The organism is Corynebacterium aquilae DSM 44791, assembly GCF_001941445.1.
Taxonomy (GTDB): domain Bacteria; phylum Actinomycetota; class Actinomycetes; order Mycobacteriales; family Mycobacteriaceae; genus Corynebacterium; species Corynebacterium aquilae.
Genome location: NZ_CP009245.1, coordinates 2,899,100 through 2,919,807, shown reverse-complemented (window position 1 = coordinate 2,919,807; position 20,708 = coordinate 2,899,100). Strand labels below are relative to the sequence as shown.

At 60.1% G+C, this 20,708-nt stretch carries 16 protein-coding genes and 1 pseudogene; 2 read left to right on the top strand and 15 right to left on the bottom strand.

Features of this window, described 5'->3' with window-relative positions; all coding sequences use genetic code 11:
- Positions 1 to 5 precede the first annotated feature (5 nt).
- From trhA to CAQU_RS13135, 8 genes and pseudogenes are all read right to left on the bottom strand, one after another.
- Complete coding sequence (trhA, locus tag CAQU_RS12285) at positions 6 to 692, bottom strand: PAQR family membrane homeostasis protein TrhA (RefSeq protein ID WP_075728152.1); 687 nt, start codon at positions 690 to 692, stop codon at positions 6 to 8.
- A 153-nt stretch (positions 693 to 845) separates the two neighbouring features.
- On the bottom strand, positions 846 to 2,009 hold the full coding sequence (locus CAQU_RS12280) for an N-acetylmuramoyl-L-alanine amidase (protein ID WP_075728150.1): 1,164 nt from the start codon (positions 2,007 to 2,009) through the stop codon (positions 846 to 848).
- A gap of 89 nt (positions 2,010 to 2,098) precedes the next feature.
- Positions 2,099 to 2,422, bottom strand: a complete 324-nt coding sequence (trxA, locus tag CAQU_RS12275) for a thioredoxin (RefSeq protein ID WP_075728148.1) — start codon at positions 2,420 to 2,422, stop codon at positions 2,099 to 2,101.
- Positions 2,423 to 2,567: 145 nt separating this feature from the next.
- Positions 2,568 to 3,503, bottom strand: coding sequence for a thioredoxin-disulfide reductase (gene trxB, locus CAQU_RS12270; protein WP_075728146.1), 936 nt, complete (start codon positions 3,501 to 3,503; stop codon positions 2,568 to 2,570).
- A 163-nt stretch (positions 3,504 to 3,666) separates the two neighbouring features.
- A complete protein-coding gene (locus CAQU_RS12500; RefSeq protein WP_169836054.1) occupies positions 3,667 to 4,809 on the bottom strand; it encodes a sigma-70 family RNA polymerase sigma factor in 1,143 nt (380 codons plus the stop codon).
- A gap of 227 nt (positions 4,810 to 5,036) precedes the next feature.
- Complete coding sequence (locus CAQU_RS12255; protein WP_245797271.1) at positions 5,037 to 8,585, bottom strand: murein biosynthesis integral membrane protein MurJ; 3,549 nt, start codon at positions 8,583 to 8,585, stop codon at positions 5,037 to 5,039.
- A gap of 293 nt (positions 8,586 to 8,878) precedes the next feature.
- On the bottom strand, positions 8,879 to 11,497 hold the full coding sequence (locus CAQU_RS12250) for a hypothetical protein (RefSeq protein ID WP_075728138.1): 2,619 nt from the start codon (positions 11,495 to 11,497) through the stop codon (positions 8,879 to 8,881).
- Positions 11,494 to 11,985: pseudogene (locus CAQU_RS13135) on the bottom strand (NUDIX hydrolase); the annotation flags it as partial. The pseudogene CAQU_RS13135 and the gene CAQU_RS12250, both read right to left, overlap by 4 nt.
- A 995-nt stretch (positions 11,986 to 12,980) precedes the next feature.
- Here CAQU_RS13135 and CAQU_RS12240 point away from each other — a divergent pair.
- Both CAQU_RS12240 and CAQU_RS12235 read left to right on the top strand, forming a co-directional pair.
- On the top strand, positions 12,981 to 14,441 hold the full coding sequence (locus tag CAQU_RS12240; RefSeq protein ID WP_075728136.1) for a CCA tRNA nucleotidyltransferase: 1,461 nt from the start codon (positions 12,981 to 12,983) through the stop codon (positions 14,439 to 14,441).
- A 75-nt stretch (positions 14,442 to 14,516) separates the two neighbouring features.
- The gene (locus CAQU_RS12235; protein ID WP_075728134.1) at positions 14,517 to 15,125 is read left to right on the top strand and encodes a YqgE/AlgH family protein; all 609 of its coding nucleotides are present in this window, start codon (positions 14,517 to 14,519) and stop codon (positions 15,123 to 15,125) included.
- Positions 15,126 to 15,216: 91 nt separating this feature from the next.
- Here the strand turns inward: CAQU_RS12235 and CAQU_RS12230 are convergent, their stop codons facing one another.
- The 7 genes from CAQU_RS12230 to trpB form a co-directional block, all read right to left on the bottom strand.
- Positions 15,217 to 15,804 (bottom strand): cadmium resistance transporter, encoded by a 588-nt coding sequence (locus tag CAQU_RS12230; protein WP_075728132.1) that lies wholly within the window; start codon positions 15,802 to 15,804, stop codon positions 15,217 to 15,219.
- A complete protein-coding gene (locus tag CAQU_RS12225) occupies positions 15,801 to 16,163 on the bottom strand; it encodes an ArsR/SmtB family transcription factor (RefSeq protein ID WP_075728130.1) in 363 nt (120 codons plus the stop codon). The genes CAQU_RS12230 and CAQU_RS12225 overlap by 4 nt, the downstream gene beginning before the upstream one ends.
- 268 nt (positions 16,164 to 16,431) lie before the next feature.
- Positions 16,432 to 16,761 carry a hypothetical protein gene (locus CAQU_RS12220; RefSeq protein WP_075728128.1) on the bottom strand — a complete coding sequence of 110 codons (330 nt, stop codon included), beginning with the start codon at positions 16,759 to 16,761 and terminating at the stop codon, positions 16,432 to 16,434.
- A 10-nt stretch (positions 16,762 to 16,771) separates the two neighbouring features.
- On the bottom strand, positions 16,772 to 17,746 hold the full coding sequence (locus CAQU_RS12215; protein WP_075728126.1) for a bile acid:sodium symporter family protein: 975 nt from the start codon (positions 17,744 to 17,746) through the stop codon (positions 16,772 to 16,774).
- Positions 17,747 to 17,929: 183 nt separating this feature from the next.
- Positions 17,930 to 18,340 (bottom strand): Rieske (2Fe-2S) protein, encoded by a 411-nt coding sequence (locus tag CAQU_RS12210; protein ID WP_075728764.1) that lies wholly within the window; start codon positions 18,338 to 18,340, stop codon positions 17,930 to 17,932.
- Positions 18,341 to 18,481: 141 nt separating this feature from the next.
- A complete protein-coding gene (gene trpA / locus CAQU_RS12205) occupies positions 18,482 to 19,321 on the bottom strand; it encodes a tryptophan synthase subunit alpha (RefSeq protein ID WP_075728124.1) in 840 nt (279 codons plus the stop codon).
- Positions 19,318 to 20,583, bottom strand: coding sequence for a tryptophan synthase subunit beta (gene trpB, locus CAQU_RS12200; RefSeq protein ID WP_075728122.1), 1,266 nt, complete (start codon positions 20,581 to 20,583; stop codon positions 19,318 to 19,320). Before trpB ends, trpA begins: the two co-directional genes overlap by 4 nt.
- Positions 20,584 to 20,708: the final 125 nt, after the last annotated feature.

Sequence of the window (20,708 nt, the reverse complement as noted above, 5' to 3'; positions counted from 1 at the left end):
TTCGGCTAGGTGTGCGCCGCGCCCATCACCACAATCCACACCGCAATCATGTGCAACACAGCAGCAACGATGGTGGCCGCGTGGAAGATCTCATGAAAACCCAACACCTTCGCGTGGCGGCCCGGCCACTTGATGGCATACACCACCGCGCCAAGGGTATAGACCACACCACCGGCAGCCAACAGCCACACCACAGTCGAGCCCGCATTACGCCACAACTCCGGGATCAAGGGCACGATCAGCCAGCCCAGCACCAAATAAATAGCCGTGCCCAAAAGCCGCGGATGGGTAATCCACACCAAATTCATCACTACTGAGGCCAGCGCCCCCACCCAAGCAATGCTGAGCATCCATTTCGCCGCCTGCGGATTCAACGCAATCGCACACATCGGGGTGTAGGTCGCCGCAATAAACACCGCGATGGTGGAATGATCCGCCCGGCGCCACCAGGCAACCGTCTCAGGGGTCTTCCACGGCCCGCGATGGTACGCGGCGGACACCCCAAACAACAGCACCACCCCAACGACGTAGACGCCGACAGACAGCGTCTGAAGCGGGGTGAGCCTTAACGCGGCCACAACAAATAAGACGACGCCGGCAAGAGCGCCGACGATAGCTGCCACGAGGTGAAACCAGCCACGCAACGATGGCCGTTGACCACGAAAGTGTGCAGCAGACGATAGAGAGTCCATACTCAACGAGCGTAGTTAAGCTCACGCAATCACGTCGCCAAGCCTTGAAAATCCTTCAAGCCCCCCACAGCGCCACGAGAAACGCCCGCACCCCCAAAAACAACTGGCGGTGCGGGCGTCGAAGAAGTCCCACGACTTAGAAAACCCCGTCTACTAGAGGAGTTCTTCCTGCAGCAACGTGGAGAACGTGTAGGTGCCGGTCGGCAGATCATCGTCTTCCAACAGGTACAGGCGCTTCACGGCGACCACAATGGCCTCCGCGATGGTATCGCGCATCACCGGGTCGGTGAGGATCTCCACATCCTGCGGATTGCTCAAATAGCCGGCCACCACATCCACCGTCGGCATATTCGTCAAACGCAAAATATCCCAGGTGCGGGCGTGATTACCGCAATTGATCAAATTGGTGCGCGCCGTGATCTCCCGCTGAATGAAATCAGACAGGCTCTCGCCGGTCAGCGAACTCGCCCCCTGCTGGGAGCCGTAGTAGAAGGTCGCACAGCCGCTGGCCTTCTCATTCGGATAAGAATCGCACTGCAAAGAGATCATCAAGTCCGCGCCGAAAGCATTGGCAATCGAAGCACGATCCTCATACGTCGGATTAGACATCCGCGGCCGGGAAATAATCGTCTCCATGCCGGCGGCCACCATGCGGCCCTCCACCCGGGATGCCAAATCCCACAGGATCTCCTCCTCGCTGATGCTGCCAAAAGGACCAGAAACCATCTGCCCCTTATTGACACCACCCAACGCCGGATCAATGACCACTCGCTTGCCGGTCAGGCGGGGACCCGCCTGACGGACCTGCTCCCGCTCCTTAATCGCGGCCGGCGAACCACCAGTGATGCGCAACCCCAAATAACCCAAGGAGCGCACCGTATTTGGGCCACAAATGCCATCCACATTCAGCCCGTAATTCATCTGATAATTCAGCACAGCCTCGTGCGTATTCGCACCAAAACTGCCATCAATGCGGCCCGTGTAAAAACCCAACTCGTGCAGCTGATCCTGCAGAGAAATCACATCATCGCCGGTGAGGACATTATTCGGGTGGAACGCCAGCACGCGCGCACCCAGCTTGAAGGATGCTTCCTTCAGCATCCGCAACGTCGCATCGTTGAGCTCACCGTTAGCGACACCGCCCCGCGACTGCTGGAACGCGCGCAACGCGCCCTGCAGCTCCTCATCAAAAACGGTATCAGCCTCCGCGAACCTGTCCTGATCCCCGGACGCGGCAAGAAGCCCCAAGCCCGCCAAAGCGGCCCGGGCTTGAGCCACACGGGGGTCGATGTCGCCAACCCGCAAACTCTCCGACACGACGGCAGTCGCCTCCCTTTAAATGTTTGCTTGTGATGCTTGTGAAGCTTCTTAAAAGCTGTCTAACCTGGTTTTTTCGAGACTACCAGTTAGATGAGCTCACGCAGCTTAGCCACATACGTGGATTTCGGCTTCACACCCACAAAATCGGCAACTTTTTGGCCTTTATTGAAAATCAGCACGGTCGGGATCGACATGATCTGGAACATCGCACCCAGCTCCCGCTGCTCATCAACGTTCACCTTCACGACCACCGCATCATCACCCATCTCCTCAGCGACCTCATCGATCACCGGAGACAGCTTCTTACAGGGGCCACACCACTCGGCCCAAAAATCAACCAACACCGGCTTATCGGCATCAATAACAGTGCTACGGAAATTCTCGGCGGTGACAGCTTGTGCGTTGCTCATAACAAAACTCCTTGAAAAAAGACGATAAAGAAAAACCGGTGCCCGCAGACACCCGCGGGACTACTCCCATCGAGTGTAGTCCCGCCAGCACCCACACCGCGATTAGCGCCTATGGATCCGGCGAGATTCACCCATAAAGGGGCTATTAGTCCTGGTCGGCCAGGAAGTGCTCCACATCAATCGCGGCACGGCAACCGGAACCAGCCGCAGTAATGCCCTGCTGATAGTGCGAATCCACCAAATCACCAGCAGCAAACACACCCGCAACATTCGTCGCCGTCGACGGGTGGTTGACCAACACATAACCCGCATCATCGACATCAACCTGACCGCGCACGATCTCCGAACGCGGATCCAAACCGATCGCCACGAACATCGCCGTCACATCCAAGGTCGACACTTCACCAGTGGCAGTATTTTTCACCCGCAACCCAGTGACCTTATCCTCGCCCTCAACAGCCTCAACCACAGTGTTGGTGACAAACCGGATCTTGTCGTTGTTGCGGGCCCGCTCCAACATGATCGCGCTGGCACGGAACTCATCACGACGGTGCACAATCGTCACGTTGGAAGCGAACTTCGTCAAAAACATCGCCTCCTCCATCGCGGAATCACCACCACCAATCACCGCAATGTCCTGATCGCGGAAGAAGAAACCATCACAGGTCGCACACGCCGAAACACCACGACCCAACAACTTCTGCTCACCATCAACCCCCAAATACCGCGGCGCAGCACCCATCGCCAACACCACAGTCCGGGCAAAAAACTCCTCCCCGCCGGCAACGATGCGCTTCACATCGCCCTCGAGCTCAAGCTCCTCGACCAGCTCCTGGCGCAAATCCGCGCCAAAACGCTCCGCCTGGGTGCGCATATTCTCCATCAACTCCGGGCCCATAATCCCCTCAGGGAAACCCGGAAAATTCTCCACCTCAGTGGTCGTCATCAACGAGCCACCGTACTCAATGCCCTCAAACACCAGCGGCTTCAACTCAGCGCGCGCCGCATACAGCGCCGCCGTATAACCAGCAGGGCCAGAACCCACAATCACAACATCGACAACATTATCGGCAGCAGCCATCACACAATCCTTCTACTCACACCTGCCCACCACCTAGGTGGGCACAGCAGCTAAAAAACGGGGAACAAGCACACGCATCGTTCCTGTACCCAACAACGCTACAACCTCAACAACATTCCCACACCCCCACCACCGCCACCTCATAACGCCACCACCCCACCGATCACGCCACACTATGCAGGTAAGGCACACAATCCGCCACCTCATCGGCCGGCTGATCCATCCCCTCCGCCACCGCCTGGCGGCCCTGATCACGCAACTTCGTCAACTCCTTGCGGGGCATGCCCAACTCATCAGCCGCCTGCCGCAACGGCAACCCCAACATGTCCACCGTGTACAACACCGCCAACGTCTGCGCCGGAATATGCCGCAACCGCAACATCACATCAAAACGATCCTCCCACCGATCAAAAGGATCATAGGAATAGCGGCGCTGCACCGACTCCCCCAAACCACCCTCCTCATCCAAAGACACCGTCTCCAAACTCTTCTGCCGGTAATAGCTGTGCGCAGAATTGACCACCAAACGATGCAGCCACGTCGACACCTTCGCCTCAAATCGGAAACTCTCCAACTTCCGGGCCGCATTCAACAAGGCCTCCTGCACAATGTCCTCCGTATCCTCCTCCGCGTTCGCCCACTTCCGGGCCACCCGCTTCATCCGGTGCTCATGCTTTTTCACCAGCACATCAAACGCCGCCTCATCGCCCGCCACATAAGCGCGCACCAACTCATGATCCCGATCCTTTGCACCTTGCGGCTTAGACACCTGATGCAGCCGCGCCGCCGGAGCTGTCCCCCCACGCACCCGTGCCGGAGCAACCGCCGGCGGGGCAGCATCCTCCTCCGGCACCGCCCACTCGCGCTTAATCCGCTCAATTAGCTCCTCCCTCGTCTCCCGGCGCTTCTTCCCCGTTACTGCTCCTGCACCCGCAGCCCCCACCCCACTTTCGGGACCCGCAGCCCCCACAGCGTTATCAGCACCTCCCCTCGCAGCAGCATCCGGGCACGCAGCCACCGGCGCAGCAGGCACACCACACCCATCCCCCACACCAGCCAGCGGCCCATCCACCGGCCCCACAGCCACAGCCGCCTCAGCCACATCCGACCTCACCCTAGCTGCTTCAGCTTCAGTTTGAGCAGCAGCCGCTTGACGGCGCTCAGCCCACCGCCGCGCAATCACCTCCCCCACATCAAAACCCACCTCATGCGGGCGCACATGCCCACACCCCACCCGCGCCGCAGACCGACCACGCCCAGGACGCAACCCATCCCCACGCCCCACCACACGCCCCTGAACGGCCATAGGCACCCATCCCCAACACAACACCCACAAACACCAGCCAAGACCAACCCCAGCCAACCACCCCACGCACCCGCACGCACCCGCGCGCACAACAAGATAAAGCCCACCCAGCATGCACCCCCCACCCCCAGATCAGCGACCCCCGCCTGCACACCCCGTTACACACACCACCGCCGCCAGGACAACACATCCCAACGGCGGCAAACCCCCACATCCCCAACACTCACCTACTGGGCGGACGACACCTCCCCCGCCCCCACAGCGGGGGCCGCCGGCGTACTCGACGCCACCGGCGCCCGACCCTTCAACCACACCTCACCAATATCCGCAGGCTCCGGCAACGGCAACCGGGTCACAAACACCAACACCCGGCCATACGCCTCCGGCGACTTCAACGCCACCGTCGTCTCACCACTATCCAACACCGTCGAACCCAACAACTGGGCCTGATCCAACGACACAAAGCGACCATCCGGAACACCATAAATCTCCACCCCAGTGCCCGCAGTCTTCGCCGAAATCGTCGCCTCCGTCAAACGCATCGGAGTCTCCAAGGTGATCAGCACACCCACCCCCGGCTTCGCCGTATTCGGGGTACCGAACTGCGTCTCATAACGCTTAGTCACCCACTGGGTGTCCTCATCGCCATCCACCACGGCATCAGCAAGACCAGGATTATCCTCCTCGCCCTCAACCACCGGGTCCGGCTGCCACTCAACAGCACCCAAAGCACGCAACTTCTGCTGCGCATCCGGAATCACCTTAATCACAGCATCATGGCCCACCGGATTATCAGAATGGGTGCCACCAAACTTCGACGCCACATACGCGACACCCAAAGCAATAATCAGCATCACCGCAATCACAGCAACCACCACACCAGCAAGCGCCCGGCGGGTATAGCTCTTATCGCCAAAACCAGCCTCAGCATCCTCCGGCCGCGGATTCGACTCCGCCGCCGCAGTCAACTGCGACTTATCCCCACTAGCCAAACGCAACAAACGCGCCACCACAGCCGGACGACGCCGCACCTCATCACCACTGAGCGGACGCATCTTGGGGGCAGCATCCACCACCTCATCCGAAGACTGCGCCGTGCCAGTGTGCGTATTAATCGCACTCGAAGGCGCATCCTCCACAACCGGCACCACCGCCGCCTGCGCCAACGGACCCTCCGGCACCTCAACCCCATCAGCAGCCGTCAACAACTCACCCAAACGAACCACCAAACAGTCCGCCGAATCCAACGACTCCTCATGGCACTCAGAAGTCTGCGCAATCTCCAACAACGCCGCCAAAGCGCCACCAATACCCGCCACATCATCACGAGCAGTCACCCCCGGCAACACCGCAGGAAACGCCAAACGCACCGTGCCATCAGTTTGCACCCGCAACCGAGCCACATCATCCACACCCACATGGGTGCCCACCTCAGCAGCCTCAGCCGCCGCATCAGCCAACGGCGCCAACGCCGCCGCAGCAGCACTCGGCGCAACCTCAGTCACCGCCGGCAACGACGAACCAGTCACCCAATCCGCCACTACCAAACAACCCGCACGGTAAGTAAACACCGAAATGTTATCCGCCACCGCCGGATGACCCAACGTCGCCAACTTCCGCGTCAACCGCGCCACCTCAGCAGCAGCCGCCGCAGCAGCCGCCGGCGACACCGGACGCTTCGGCGGAGCACCCGCCGTATCCACAAACACCAACGCCACCTGACGGCCCGTCGACTGCTCCTTCGCCTGCCAAAAACGCGCACCCGGAACCCGACCATGCTGCTTCAACAAACGGAACCGGCCACCCATCACCGGAGCACCAGCCACCAACCGCGGCGGACGCACCACACCAGCAGACATCGGCGGCAACTGCGGCGACGCACTAAACGGCTCAATACCCGCCAACGTCGCAGCCTCATGACCAGCCTCCTCCGGCGACACCGCCTGCTCAGCCTCATCATCAGCCGCAGCAAAACGACGCAAACCAGGAATCCTGCCCATCGCCCGCGAAAACGCCGCAACCTCCTCCAAACCGGACTTAAACAACACCAAGCCCGTCACCACCAAGAAGATCACGCCAGCAACAGCCACCCGCAACAACTGGCCAACACTACCCAACGCCGACCACACCCCAGGCAACGCGAAACCAAACGCAACATCCACATTCTTCGCCACAAAAACACCCACCGCAGACGCCACCAGCGTCCACAGCGTCGTCTTCGCGATATCACGCAAATGCAAATCCCCCAGCTTCCGCTTCAACAACAAAGCACCAATCACAGCACCCGCAATGAAGCCAAAACCATTCGCGGCACCCAACAGCACCACCACCCGCGACGGCGCCGATGCCACCACCACAGCCACCAACGACAACAACACCTTCGTCGTCGTAATGCCCGCAATAATAAACGTCGGAGTCCACGCCTCCTCACGCGCATAAAACACCCGTAAGTGCAACAACACCAACGCATAAGGAATCAACGTGAACGCCGAAAACGACAACGTCAAACCAAGCAACTCAGCCGACTTCGCATCAAACGCCAGATACGCAAACAAGCCCTGAGCCACCTGCACACCAAACGCCGTCAAGAACACGATCACCGGAATCAACGCCACATACGTCAACTTCGTCGCCAACGTCAGATCACGCACCACCGCACGGTGATCACCATCAGCCGCCGACCGCGACAAGCGCGGCATAATCGCCGTCAACAACGTCACACCAATAATGCCGTACGGCATCTGCAACAACAGCCACGCCTGCTGATACAACATCGGCGCGCGCTCATCACTAGCCGCCGCAATACGCGTCGTAATCATGTACCCGGCCTGCGAAATAGCCACATACACAACAATCGCCACAGCCATCGAGCCGAACTGCTTCAAACGATCATCAATGCCCCACAACGGGCGTAAATCAATACCCAAACGACGCGCAGGCGGAATCAAAATCAACGCCTGCACCACCACACCAAGCGTCGTACCCACACCCAACAACAAAATATGCGGATCACTAATCCCCGCCTGCTCCGACGGCGTCAAACCACCCGGAACCAACCAATACAACGCCAACACCACCAGCGACACAACATTGTTCGCCACCGGCGCCCACGCCCCCGGCTTAAACACCCCCTTCGTATTCAACACCGCCATCAACAGCGCCGACACGCCATAAAACAAAATCTGCGGCAACAACAAATACGCAAACGACGTCGACTGCACCACATTGACCTTCGACGCCGAACCCAACGTCAACCGCGTCAACAACGGCGCCCCCACCACAGACAACACCGTCACCGCAATCAACAACGACGCCGACATCGTCAACAAACGACGAATAAACGCCGCACCCTGATCCGGATCCTCCTTCTCGGCACGCACCAACACCGGCACCACCAAAGAAGTCAACACCGCACCAAGAACAATCTCAGTAATCAAGTTCGGCAACGTATTCGCCGTATTAAACGCCGAACCCACAGCCGGACCCATCGTCGCACCAATCGCAACATTGCGCAGGAAGCCAGTAATACGGCTCACCAACGTCGCAATCGCCATCGAACCAGTCGACCGCACCACATCACGATCAGACTGCCGCACCCCAGCACCACCACCAACAGGCGACGGCGCAGGCGCACCAGACAACGACACCGACGCATCCTGCCCAGCCTTTTTCGCCTTCGCACTCGGCCTCACAGTAGGGACCGGCGCCGGCGGCTGCGGCCGCACAATACGACCACGCTGACCAGCAGAACCTTGCGCACGCGGATCAATGCTCACAGTTCAACCTTAAAAAGTAAATAAACAACGAAAGCCCAAAGCACCACACAAGCCACAAGCCCGCGACCGGCACCTCAAGCACCAAACTCCCGCCCCTCACCACAAAAGCAGCGAAGAAAACAGGACAAAAGAATTTCCATCGAACCCTAGTGCCTGAAGCCACCAAGCAAAAACACAGCCCACCAGCCAACACACACAGAGCTCATAAGCCACCTAACACCCCCACACAGGCGAACACCAGAAACGGCGCGCCAAAACCCCCAACTCCTAACACAAACCAAACCCCCCACCGGCTACGCCGAACCAGCCCCCACAGCCCGACGACGGCGCAAAATCACAAAACGAGCAGCCACAGTCACCAACGCCGCCAACACCACAGCCACCGCAAAAGCACCCTTTTTCACCAAACCACTACGGGTCTGCACCTCAACCTCCACCGGCTGACTAATCGCCGCCCCCTCCGGAGTCGCCAACCAAATAGAAATCGTCACCCGATCATCACCCTCCGGCACACTCGCCGGCAACATCACCGTCAACGAACCCTTCGCCGGAATCAACTGACTATCAGCAACCCCCACACTGACACCCTCCGGCGCCGCATAACGCAACCTAGCCACCACCGGCAACGGCAAACCATTACGCGCCACCATCGGCAACGGCGACGCCTCCGACGTACGAGTAAAAACATTGCCCGGAGGAAGCAAACTCACAGAGGAACGCAACGTCATCAACATGTCACGATTGCCATTCAAAATCTCATCAGTCCGCCGCACAGCAGCCTCATGCGAACCCAAAGACAACCGGCCCTGCAAACTAAACGCCCGCACCACATCCTTCAACAACGGCTCCACAAACCGATACCGCGTCAACGCAATCTGCGGATCATTAACCATCAACCGCGCCACATCATCGGTATACGTCGCCTGCTGCGCACCCCGCTGAATCTCAAAATCAGTCACCGTCATCGGATCCACAAAAGGAGACCCCACAACCGGATCCCCACCATCCGACAACCGCGCAGCCGACGGCGCCACCCCCGGCACCGGACGATCCAACAACGTCTGCGCCGCCGGCTGACCCACAGCACGACCACCATCAATCAAATCAGCAACCGCCCCCAACACAGCATCGGCATCCACCTTCGACGACAGCGTCGTCGGCGGCACCACCAACAAATCCCTCCCCGCATGATTGGCAGCACTCAACCCCAAAGCCGCCACAGCATCAAGACGCCGCGACACCACAGAATCACGCCGATAATCAAAACGCGTCGCCGGATTCGAATACGGCATCGTCGCCGGATCCTCACCCAACTGCGCCAACGTCGCCATCAAACTCGACGGGAACAACGCACCCGTCACCCCAGGAGCCAACGCCGCCGCGGAATCCGAATGAGCAACCCCCCACACCGTATTATCCGCCAACACCACCACCGCATCACTAGCAGTACTCGGATCAGGCAACACCGTCGACGGCGCACGAGTCTCATCCAAGGCCGCCACAGAAGAATCCCCCACCTCAACCGCCGGCTGAGTGTCCTCCCACTCAGTAGCAACATCACTAGCCCCCACCAACGTCATCGCCGCAGCCGTCGGCCCATCAACAAAACCAGACCCCGGAATCACCACATCCTCAATCGGACGCGCCCCAGTAATCCTCCGAATCGTCTCCGACCCCTGCGAAATACCCTCCCGCACCAACCACGTCGAACCCGTCCGCACCAACGCATTCACATCAGAATTCGCCCACGGCAAAGCCACACTGCAACCACCCCGCGCCGCAGCAGACACCCGCGCAATAAAACGCTGCGCATCCTGCTGACCACGCCCCGGACGACCCATCGCAGACTCATCCTCAGAACCCCAAGAATCACGCAAACGCTTACGCTCCGCCACCGGAGAAGGACGCGAATCATTCACCGTATAGCCATGCGACATCCGCTCCACCGTGTCCAACAACGCAGGATCAAGCGCCAAACACGCAGCCACACCCACCCGAGGATCCGCCACCGCCTCCTCATAAGAACGCAACAGCACATCCAAACGGCCACCATCAGCCAACTCATTCGACAAATCATCATCGGCCAAAATCAACGGCGCCCGATTCGGGGCCTCCCCCGTCGCACCCGGAACAATGTGAGTCTCCGCCGTCAACGGCCACAAAATACTCACCCGCGCCGGATCCTGAGCGCTACCTGGCTCCCCATCAACACCACCCTGACGGGCCGCCTCCAGGGCAGACACCCCAGGGTTGCTCAACAATCCCCCAGCAGGATTTTCCCCTGCCTTGTCATCAATGGTGAGCAAAAAACGCTCCGAATCGACTACCGCATCTTGCACCACCCGGTCGGCAGCGCGCGCCGTAGACGACCCCTCCCCTGCAGTCGATGCAGAAGACAGAGCGGCATCAGCGACCAACTGCACCAAAATCGGGTACACCCCAGTAGCGGTCATATCTAGCGCCGCCACATCCACCGGAACCGTCACATTGGTTTGCTGACCCGCCGGAATCTTCTGGGAGACCGGCATTGCCTCCCCAATGACCGGGTACTGGTCATCATCCGCGGCCAGTGCGGCCCGCCCATCGGCGACCGTGCCCACGGCATCCGCGCGCCCCAAACGCACCCGCACATTAGACATCGGTGCGTCCGAATCATTACGGATCGTTAGCGTGAGGGAAGCAATCTGGCCGGGGCGCATAGCCGTCACCGGCTTACCGCCCAGCGACAAACTATCCACATCGACAGAAAACTTGCCCACCACCGGGCGCACCGCAGGGTTGACCCATTCCGAAGCAACCTCCTTGACCCCCGGGGGTTGCGGTGTAGCGGGACGCGCATCAGCGACCGGGGTCAGCCCAATGCTGAACCCCGCACACGCGGTCGCGCACACCAGTGCCGCGATCCGCCTCATCGCGGAGTCCTTCGGCCGGCTTTCTTTTCCGCCCGGGCAAGCTTCGGCAACAATTCATGAGCCACGCGAGCAAGCTTACGTTCATCCGCGTACGCAAGCTTTTCTATCAACTCTGAAGCCGGCGCCCACATCACCTCAGTGACCTCCGGATCCTCGTCGTTGAGATCACCATCGATATAGCGCAACAAGTGGTGGTGCACCGTCTTGTGAATACGAATGCCGTCGGCGACAAACCAGTAGTCAATCTCGCCGAGCGTTTCGCACACCTCGCCGGTAATACCGGTTTCCTCGTAGACCTCCCGCTCAGCGGTGGCAACGATTTTCTCGCCATCTTCCACATGGCCCTTCGGCATCGACCACAACAAGCGACCCCGACGATCGAGTCGACCAATCAAGGCGACATACATGCGGGACAAATCAACCGACCCGTCATTGTTGACCGCCTCAGCCAACCCGGACACCACCAAACCGCCCGCACTGGTTTCATAGGAAACATCGAGCTTGGCGACCTCCGGCGGCATGGGTCGAGAAAAGCCCTTCTGCTCACCGGCGCGCGCCCGCCGCCGCGAGTTCGGGGCCAAGCGTTCCCGGCTGGTTCGCCGAGCGCCAGACACACGCCTCCGCGTCGTGCGCCGGGTCCGCCGCTGCCCATCGCCCCCATCACGGTTACGGGAACGCGAAGACTCAGCAGAGCTCTCACTGGGGCGGGATTCAGCCGAATTCGTATTCTTGGCTTGTGCGTTGCTGTCCGCCTGCGACGCCGACCCTTGAGAACGGCCCCGGCCACGACCCCGGCGCCTCGTGGAGGATCGCCCAGCGCCCGAGGTGGACCCTTGGCGCGCAGCCTTGTCCCCACCGGAAGAAGAACCACCATGTGGTGCGGCGGAATCTTTGTGGTTATTGCCCTGGTTGTTGCCGCGGCTATTGGCACTATCTTGCGACGCCGATCCACGGCCCCGGCCACGACCCCGACGGCGCCGATTACCACTGGTAGAACGCCCCGACTGGCCTTTGTTCGCACCCTGATCACGGTCGCCGCGCGACGGCGAAGACTGAGACGTGGACGCGTTATCCGCACCGCCCCCGCCACGGCGGGCAGCCCGCTGTCCCTCTGGAGCTACACCGTCCTTGGTGCCGGACTGAACATCCTTGCCCTGAGCTGGGCGCGCCGAATGGCCGCCTCGGCCTCCCCGTCGACGACGGCGGGAGCCCGAACCGCGAGAATTCGATTGGCCATCAACAGGTCGCTTATCGGAGTCAGTCATTGTCCATCAAGACTAACGCGTGTGATGGGTCAAACAGAACAATGAACCAGCCAAACTGTCAATGCAGACCCAAAAAATCCCCAAATGCCCCAAAACCAGAAGCAAAACCCGCGGTGGAAGCCGCACGCTGAGAAAAACCTGCCCCCTTTTTCTCACAACTTTGGCACTGTCCACAGCGCTTCATTGAATGGCACTAGACAGCAGGTAGACTCAGCCGGGTGACTCCGACGGAAAAAACCCAGCCCGACACGCGCGACGATGCACTTCGCGCCGCCGAAAAGGTCCTTGGCGATATTGCCCAGCGCCACCGGCGACTGACCGCTGCCTTCGCAGAGGCCGGACACGAGCTGTACCTCGTTGGTGGACCAGTCCGCGACGCCTTGCTCGGACGGGTCAGCGCAGACCTTGACTTCACGACCTCCGCCACCCCGGAGATCATCCAGCCCATTCTCGAACAATACGGCGACGTCGTCTGGACCGCTGGTATCGAGTTCGGCACCGTGAGCTGCGAAAAAGACCACGAGCAGCTGGAAATCACCACCTTCCGCGCTGACGCCTATGACCGGGTCAGCCGCAACCCCGTGGTGCGCTTCGGCGAAAGCCTCGAAGACGACCTGGTGCGCCGTGACTTCCGCGTCAACGCCATCGCTGCCCGCATGTTCGACGACGGGCACGTCGAAATTCACGACCCCCTCGGCGGTCTCGGTGATCTGGTAGCCGGAGTGATTGACACCCCGGGCGCCCCGGAGGATTCCTTCAATGACGATCCCCTCCGCATGCTGCGCGCCGCCCGCTTTGTGTCCCAACTCGGATTCACCATCGCGGACCGGGTGAAAGACGCCATGAGCGCAATGGCCGAGCAGCTCGACCGCATCACCGTCGAAAGAGTTCAAGCCGAGTTCACCAAACTCATGCTGGGCACTACCCCGTGGGAAGGCGTGGACATTCTCGTCGACACGGGCCTGTGTGAACGATTCCTCCCGGAGATTCCTGCCCTCAAGCTCGCCCCCGACGAGCACCTGCAGCACAAAGACGTCTACGCCCACTCCCTGACGGTGCTGCGCCAGGCATGTGACTTGGAGGACAACGGTCCGGATTTGATCCTGCGTTTGGGTGCGCTGCTGCACGACATCGGTAAGCCTGATACTCGGGCGGCGAAACCAGGTGGAGGAGTCACCTTTCACCAGCATGAGGTCGTTGGCGCGAAACTCGTCCGGCACCGACTCAAAGCCCTGAAGTACCCCAAGGACGTTATCAACGCGGTGAACAACCTAGTGTTCCTGCACATGCGTTTCTACGGCTATAGCGACCAAGCCTGGACCGACAGTGCTGTGCGTCGCTACGTTAACGATGCCGGTGACCTCCTGGATCGCTTGAACAAAATTGTGCGAGCCGACTGCACCACCAGAAATAAGAAGAAATCTGCTCGCCTTTCCCGCGCCTACGACAACCTAGAGCAGCGCATCGCGGAACTGGCAGAACAAGAAGATCTTGCGAAGGTGCGCCCCGATTTGGACGGCGGCGACATCATGCGCATTCTGGGCATTGCCCCCGGCCCAACGGTGGGCAAAGCATGGTCGTTTTTGAAGGAACTGCGCCTAGAGCGTGGCCCCCTGGGCGTTGAGGAAGCAGAAAAAGAACTACTCGCCTGGTGGGAAGAGAACAAACCAGAGGCCTAAAAACGGCGCAGAAAACCTCCGCGCCACGCACAATTGGTATAGCACCCCACGACAGTCTGAAAGGCAACCCCTGCCATGGATGATCTCTTCGCTGACCGGCTCTTCAACGCTTTTGAACGCAACGATCCCGACCCCGGTACCTTGCTGCTCGCAGCGCCGGACATCGCCGACCATCGTTTTTCGCGCTCAGCAATTTTGATCATTGAGAACGACGAGCGCACAACCTACGGCGTTGATCTCACCCAATTCACCGATGCTGCCGTAGCAAACGTTTTCCCTGAGATCGATGACTTTTGTGCACCGCCCAAGGCAGTGTTCATTGGTGGCCCTGTAGAGCGTTCCAGTGTGCTCGCGCTGGGGGTTGTGAAAAAGGGACTGGAACAGCCCGTAGAGCGCCCCTACTTCATGCATCTGGGCTCACGGATGGTGCACGTGGACTTGCACGCCGATCCGGACCAATACCGGGAAGAATTGGAAGGTATTCGTCTCTTTGCCGGTTTTGCCGAGTGGGAGCCTGGTCAGCTAGATGCAGAGATCGAAAACGGCGACTGGTTTGTAACCCCTGCTCTCCCGAGCGATATTTTGGCTGGTCGTAATGCTGACGTTTGGGGTCAGGCTTTCCGCCGGCAGGCAGGTGAACTGTCGGTGCTCTCGACCTTCCCTGCGGATTTGTCAATGAATTAGTTCATCGGCTTTTCGGCAATCCAGCCTGAAAAAGGGCGGCCCCTGGCAGTGTGTGCCAGGGGCCGCCCTTTTGTGCTGTGTTGGGAAGGCGTTAGATGCCGAAGGCGCCGCCTTTGATGAGGATGGTTAAGCCCAGTCCGATGAGAACCACGGGGAACAGGACCCGTTCCCATCTTTCAAGGATCTCGTCGATGCCGGGCCGGGTGGTGATCCAGCGGGCGGCGAACACTAACGCCGCAACAAGGATCAGGAAGACAACGCAGAAGACCGTGATGCTTGCCGGGGATAGTGACAGGAAGACGGGGACATAGACGCCGATGTTGTCGCCGCCGTTGGCGAATGTTATGGCCGCGATCGTTAGTGCCGTGACCTTTGATGTGGACGCGAAATCTTCCTCGTCCTCCCCTTGCAGTGCCTCATAGGCGGCTTTAAGTCCCAGGGCTAAGGGGATGAGACCAAAGTAAGGGATCGCGGCGCTTGGCAGAAAGGTGCCGGCGCCCCAGGCGATGGCGAGCGCGGTGATGAGGATTGCCAAGAATCCTAGGTATTGGCCGAGGAGTATTGTCCGGGTGATGTGTTTTTGTCGGGCCCCGCGGGCGAAAAATAACGATAGGACGATGATGTCATCGATATTTGTTGCGGCAAAAAGCCCGACGGCCTGGGCAAATGCTGTAATCAAGGCTGGTTTCCTCGCCTGCTCGCATATTCTTCGACTGTGTTGCAATCATCGATGCAGATCACGTCTGTGGTGTGTTCGAGGGTTACTTCCAGAAGTGCATTGAGTGCGTCTTTGAGTTCTTGGTTCGCGATGGAGTACAGCACTTTGCGGCCTTCGGTGTGGCCTTGGATGATTCCGCAGTCTTTGAGGCAGCTGAGGTGATTGGAAACGTTGGAGCGTGACTGCTGGAGCTTTTCCGCGAGGTCTGCGGGATACTGGGGGCTGTCGAGGAGCTCGAGCAGGATTGTGGCGCGGGTGGGGTCTGCTAGCGCTCGCCCTATCCGGCGCACGGTGTCGAGTCGGGTGTCGTGGGTGGGCATGGTGTTGATGGTACAGCGAACGCTGAACTAATCGATAGTTGGCACCTGCTCCCCTTTTGCAATGTTTCACGTGAAACATCGGAAAGTGGTTGTGGGGCTGCGCTGAGTTATGCGTCAGTGTGACAAAACCAATGTTGGGCGCACTACCCCCTTTCCTAGGGGTGTTGGGGCCGAAAATCCCCTAAGGAAGCGTTCGGGGATAGAGGTGAAAGAAGCCCGGGCGATGTTTCACGTGAAACATCGCCCGGGCTTGCTGAAGTTGTGTCGCCTATTTTTTAAACAATGCCGGCAGCATCACGGAGGCCTCGCTCCAAAAAGCTTCGAATTCGTCGCGGGACAAAGTCGTTGCTTTCACGCCGTCGTACTCTTCATACGTAGAAGGGTGAGGAACGATCTTGGCGGGCATTGCGGTCATGTTGACAGCGTGCTCGCCGAAGAGCCCGCCGGAAATGGCTTCACCGTCGGACAGTTCGAGGATGCGTCCAATACGGCAGTATTGGCCTTCCTCGACTGGGTGAAGCTCGGCGATGTGGCTCGGCCCCTGGAGACCGTCATAGTTAATATCCAGGCGAACGTAAATCGGTTCGTTCTTTGGCATGACCATAATCCTAGCCGGTAGCGGAAGGGGTCGCAGGCAAACTGGCGTAATGTCCAGCCAATGCGGAGCACATCATCAGCTGAACCTGATGGAAGATCATTAGCGGCAAAATGAGCAGGCCCAAACCGCTGGTGCCGAAAATAACGGCAGCCATCGGCAGGCCGGTCGCAAGCGACTTTTTAGTTCCGCAGAACTGGATGGCCTTCATATCGGGTTCGGAAAAATTCAGCCGATAAGCGGTGAAGCGGGTCAACCACAGCATGAAGGCGACGAGCACGATGCTGAACACGACGAGTTCGATGAGCTCTTCAACGCTTACCCGCTGCCAAATCCCTTCGACCATGCCGTGGGAAAAAGCGGAGTAGACCACCATGGTGATGGAACCGCGATCCACGATCTTTGTTCCCTTGGAGGCTGCGAAGTCTTTGACCCACCGCCGAGACAATTGGCCAAGCACGAAGGGTAGGAGAAGCTGGATTGCGATGTCTGCGAAAACGCTCCCATCCACCTTTACTCCCCCACCGCCGGTCATCAGCAGCATTACGAGCAGTGGTGTGACGACCACGCCGATGAGGTTACTGGCTGAAGCGCTCACGATGGCGCCTGCCACGTTGCCCCGCGCGATGGAGGTGAATGCGATGGAGCTTTGCACCGTCGACGGCACCAGGGTGAGGTAAAGAATCCCGCGGTAGAGATCTTCTCCGAGGAGGTGGCTGATGGGATAGAGTGCGAGCCCTATCAGTGGGAAGAGGACGAAGGTGAAGGCGAGGATCACGCTGTGAAGCCGCCAGTGTTTAAGGCCGGCGAGGGCTTCTGATGGTGATAGGCGAGCACCGTAGAGGAAGAACAGTAGCGCAATGGCAATCTTCGTTGCCACACTGAATGCGTCTGCGGCGCTGCCTCTAATCGGCAGGACGATGGCGAGGGCCACCGCCCCGAGAATCATCACGATCAGCGGATCGATCTTGAGTTTCGGCATTGGCATGGAACAAGTCTAAAAGCTTGTGCTCCTTTGTGGGGCAGGTTCCCCGTGGAAAAGCTAGGCCGGCTGATCCTTGTCTTCCCGGGTTGGGGTACCAATGTTTCACGTGAAACATTCGCAAAAGGGTGCAGTCATGACAAAGCCCCCACCGAAATGGGTGGGGGCAGGTCAAGCCTTGAAGAGTCTTTAGCTCACAGAGAGTTCGGTTCCCTTGTTGGATAGCTTCGCGGCAGCTAGCCCGTCACGGCTGGGGCCGGAGATCACGGCACCATCCTTGATGGAGAAGACGGAGCCGTGGGCGGGGCAGACCACCTTGTCACCATCCACGAAGGAGACTTTGGCGCCCTGGTGGGGGCAGCGGGCGGAGAAGGCGTGGAAGACGCCTTCCTCGGGTTGGGTGATGATGTACTCCCCCACGACGAGCGCGGAGCCCACGGGTACCTCTGCGGCATCGACGGTGACGTTAGGTTCGGAACCTTGGTTGGCGCATGCGGCTAGCAACGCGCCGGCAGCGGTGGTGGCGGTGGCGACGAGGAAGCTGCGGCGGCTGCACAGGGGCCGGCCGGGGGTCGGTTCGGGTTGGGCGGTTGATGTCATGGTGGCCATTATGCCTTGCTGGGTGGGTGGTGTAGTAGGCAGGTGTGCCTTTGCCCTGTTTCGGGATGGGGGGAAACCTGGGGTGGGATGGGAAACGCCCCTCACGGGGAAACCGGTGAGGGGCGTGGGTGGTGGAGTTACTTAGCTGCGGGTGGCAGCTTTCATGGCGGCCACATAGTCGGTGAGTTCTTGGCACATGGCTTGTTGGTCGTCGATGCTGCGGGCGTTGGGGGATTCGCCGGTGCAGTGTTTTTCGACGATCTTGGTGACGGCGGAGCCGCTGATGGCGCCGGCGGCGCCGGCGGCGATGGCGGCGGCGACGTGTTCGGGGGTGGAGATACCGAAGCCGAGGAGTGCCGGCGCGCCGCCGAAGCGGGTGAGGTTGTCGACGACGTCTTTGAGTCCGTCGGTGGAGGAGGCGTGTTCGGCGCCGGTGACACCGACGCGGGAGACGGCGTAGATGTATCCGGTGGAGTTCGCGGCTACGCCTTCGAGGGTTGCTTCGGAGGCGTGTGGGGGTGCGATGAAGATTTGGTCGATGCCGGCGGCGCGGGCGGCGGTGGTGAAGGGGGCGCCTTCGCGGACGGGGATGTCGGGGAGGAGGACGGAGTCGGCGCCGGCTTGGGCGACGTCTGTGTAGAAGGTGTCGAGTCCGCGGGCGAAGGGCACGTTGCCGTAGATGAGCAGTCCGATGGGTAGGTCGGGGTGCTTGTCGCGGATGGTGCGCACGATGGATAGGGCGGTGTCGACGTCGATGTGGGCGTCGAGGGCGCGGATGTGTGCGGCTTGGATGGTGGGGCCGTCGGCGACGGGGTCACTGAAGGGGACGCCGAGTTCGAGGGCGTCGGCGCCGCCGGCGATCAGGGCTTCGATGATGGCGATGGAGTCCTGCTTGGTGGGGTCGCCGAGCATGACGAAGGGGACGAAGGCTCCTTCGTTGGAGGACTTGAGGCGTTCGAAGAGGGCGGGGTAGCGGCTCACTTGGAGTCCTCCTTGTAGGTGTATTCGGGGTGTTGTGCGAGGGTGCGTCGGATGTGGTCGACGTCTTTGTCGCCGCGGCCGGATAGGGAAACCAGGATGGTGATGTGTTCGTGGTTTTCTTCGGCGGTTTTTGCGCGTTTAAGGGCGTAGGCGAGGGCGTGGCTGGATTCGAGGGCGGGGATGATGCCTTCGTGTCGGGAGAGGATTTGGAAGGCTTCGAGGGCTTCTGCGTCGGTGATGCCGACGTAGGTGGCGCGCCCGGTGTCGTGGAGGTGGGCGTGTTGGGGGCCTACGCCGGGGTAGTCGAGTCCGGCGGAGATGGAGTAGGACTCTTCGACTTGTCCGTCGCTGGTGCGCATGAGGTAGGAGCGCGCCCCGTGGAGGATGCCGATGTGTCCGGCGTGGATGGGTGCGCCGTGTTTACCGGAGTCGAGGCCTTCGCCGGCGGGTTCAACACCGACGAGTTCGACTCCTTCTTCGTCGATGAAGTCGGCGAACATGCCGATGGCGTTCGAGCCGCCACCGACGCAGGCGGTGACGACGTCGGGTAGTCCCCCGGTGCGTTCGAGCATCTGCTTCTTCGCTTCGGTGGAGATGACGCGGTGGAATTCGCGCACGATGGTGGGGAACGGGTGGGGGCCGGCGGCGGTGCCGAGGAGGTAGTGGGATTCGTGGAAGGTGGCGGTCCAGTCGCGCAGGGCTTCGTTGACGGCGTCTTTGAGGGTGCCGGATCCGGAGTCGACGGGAACGACCTTCGCGCCCATCAGTTCCATGCGGTAGACGTTGGGCTGTTGGCGGGCGACGTCTTCGGCGCCCATGTAGATCACGCACTCGAGGTCGAGCAGGGCGCAGGCGAGTGCGGTGGCGGTGCCGTGTTGGCCGGCGCCGGTTTCGGCAATGATGCGGGTTTTGCCCATCCGCTTGGCGAGTAGGGCTTGGCCGAGCACCTGGTTGGTTTTATGCGCGCCGCCGTGGACGAGATCTTCACGCTTGAGGAAGATGCGGGCGTAGCCCTTGCCTTTGCCCGCCAGCGGCAGGTTGTGGCATTCGGTCAGCGGGGTGGGGCGCCCCAGGTAGTCGCGGAGGTAGCCGGCGAGCTCATCGAGGAAGTCCTGATCCTCCATGGCGTCGACGAAGGCCTTCTCCAGCTGGTCGAGGGCCGGGATGAGCAGCTCGGGGACGTATTGCCCGCCGAACTGGCCGAAGTAGGCCGGAAGCAGGGTTCGTCCGCCTTGTGCGGATGCATTGTCTATGTTGGTCATCTCGTGTGTTTTTCCGTGTCTGTTGTTAGGGAAAGTGGTGAAGGTAAATCTTGGAATAAGTTCTAGGTAAAAGGGTACAAGCCCTCAGCCGGCGACTGCACTCCCCTGCCCCGCCCGCCGGGTGC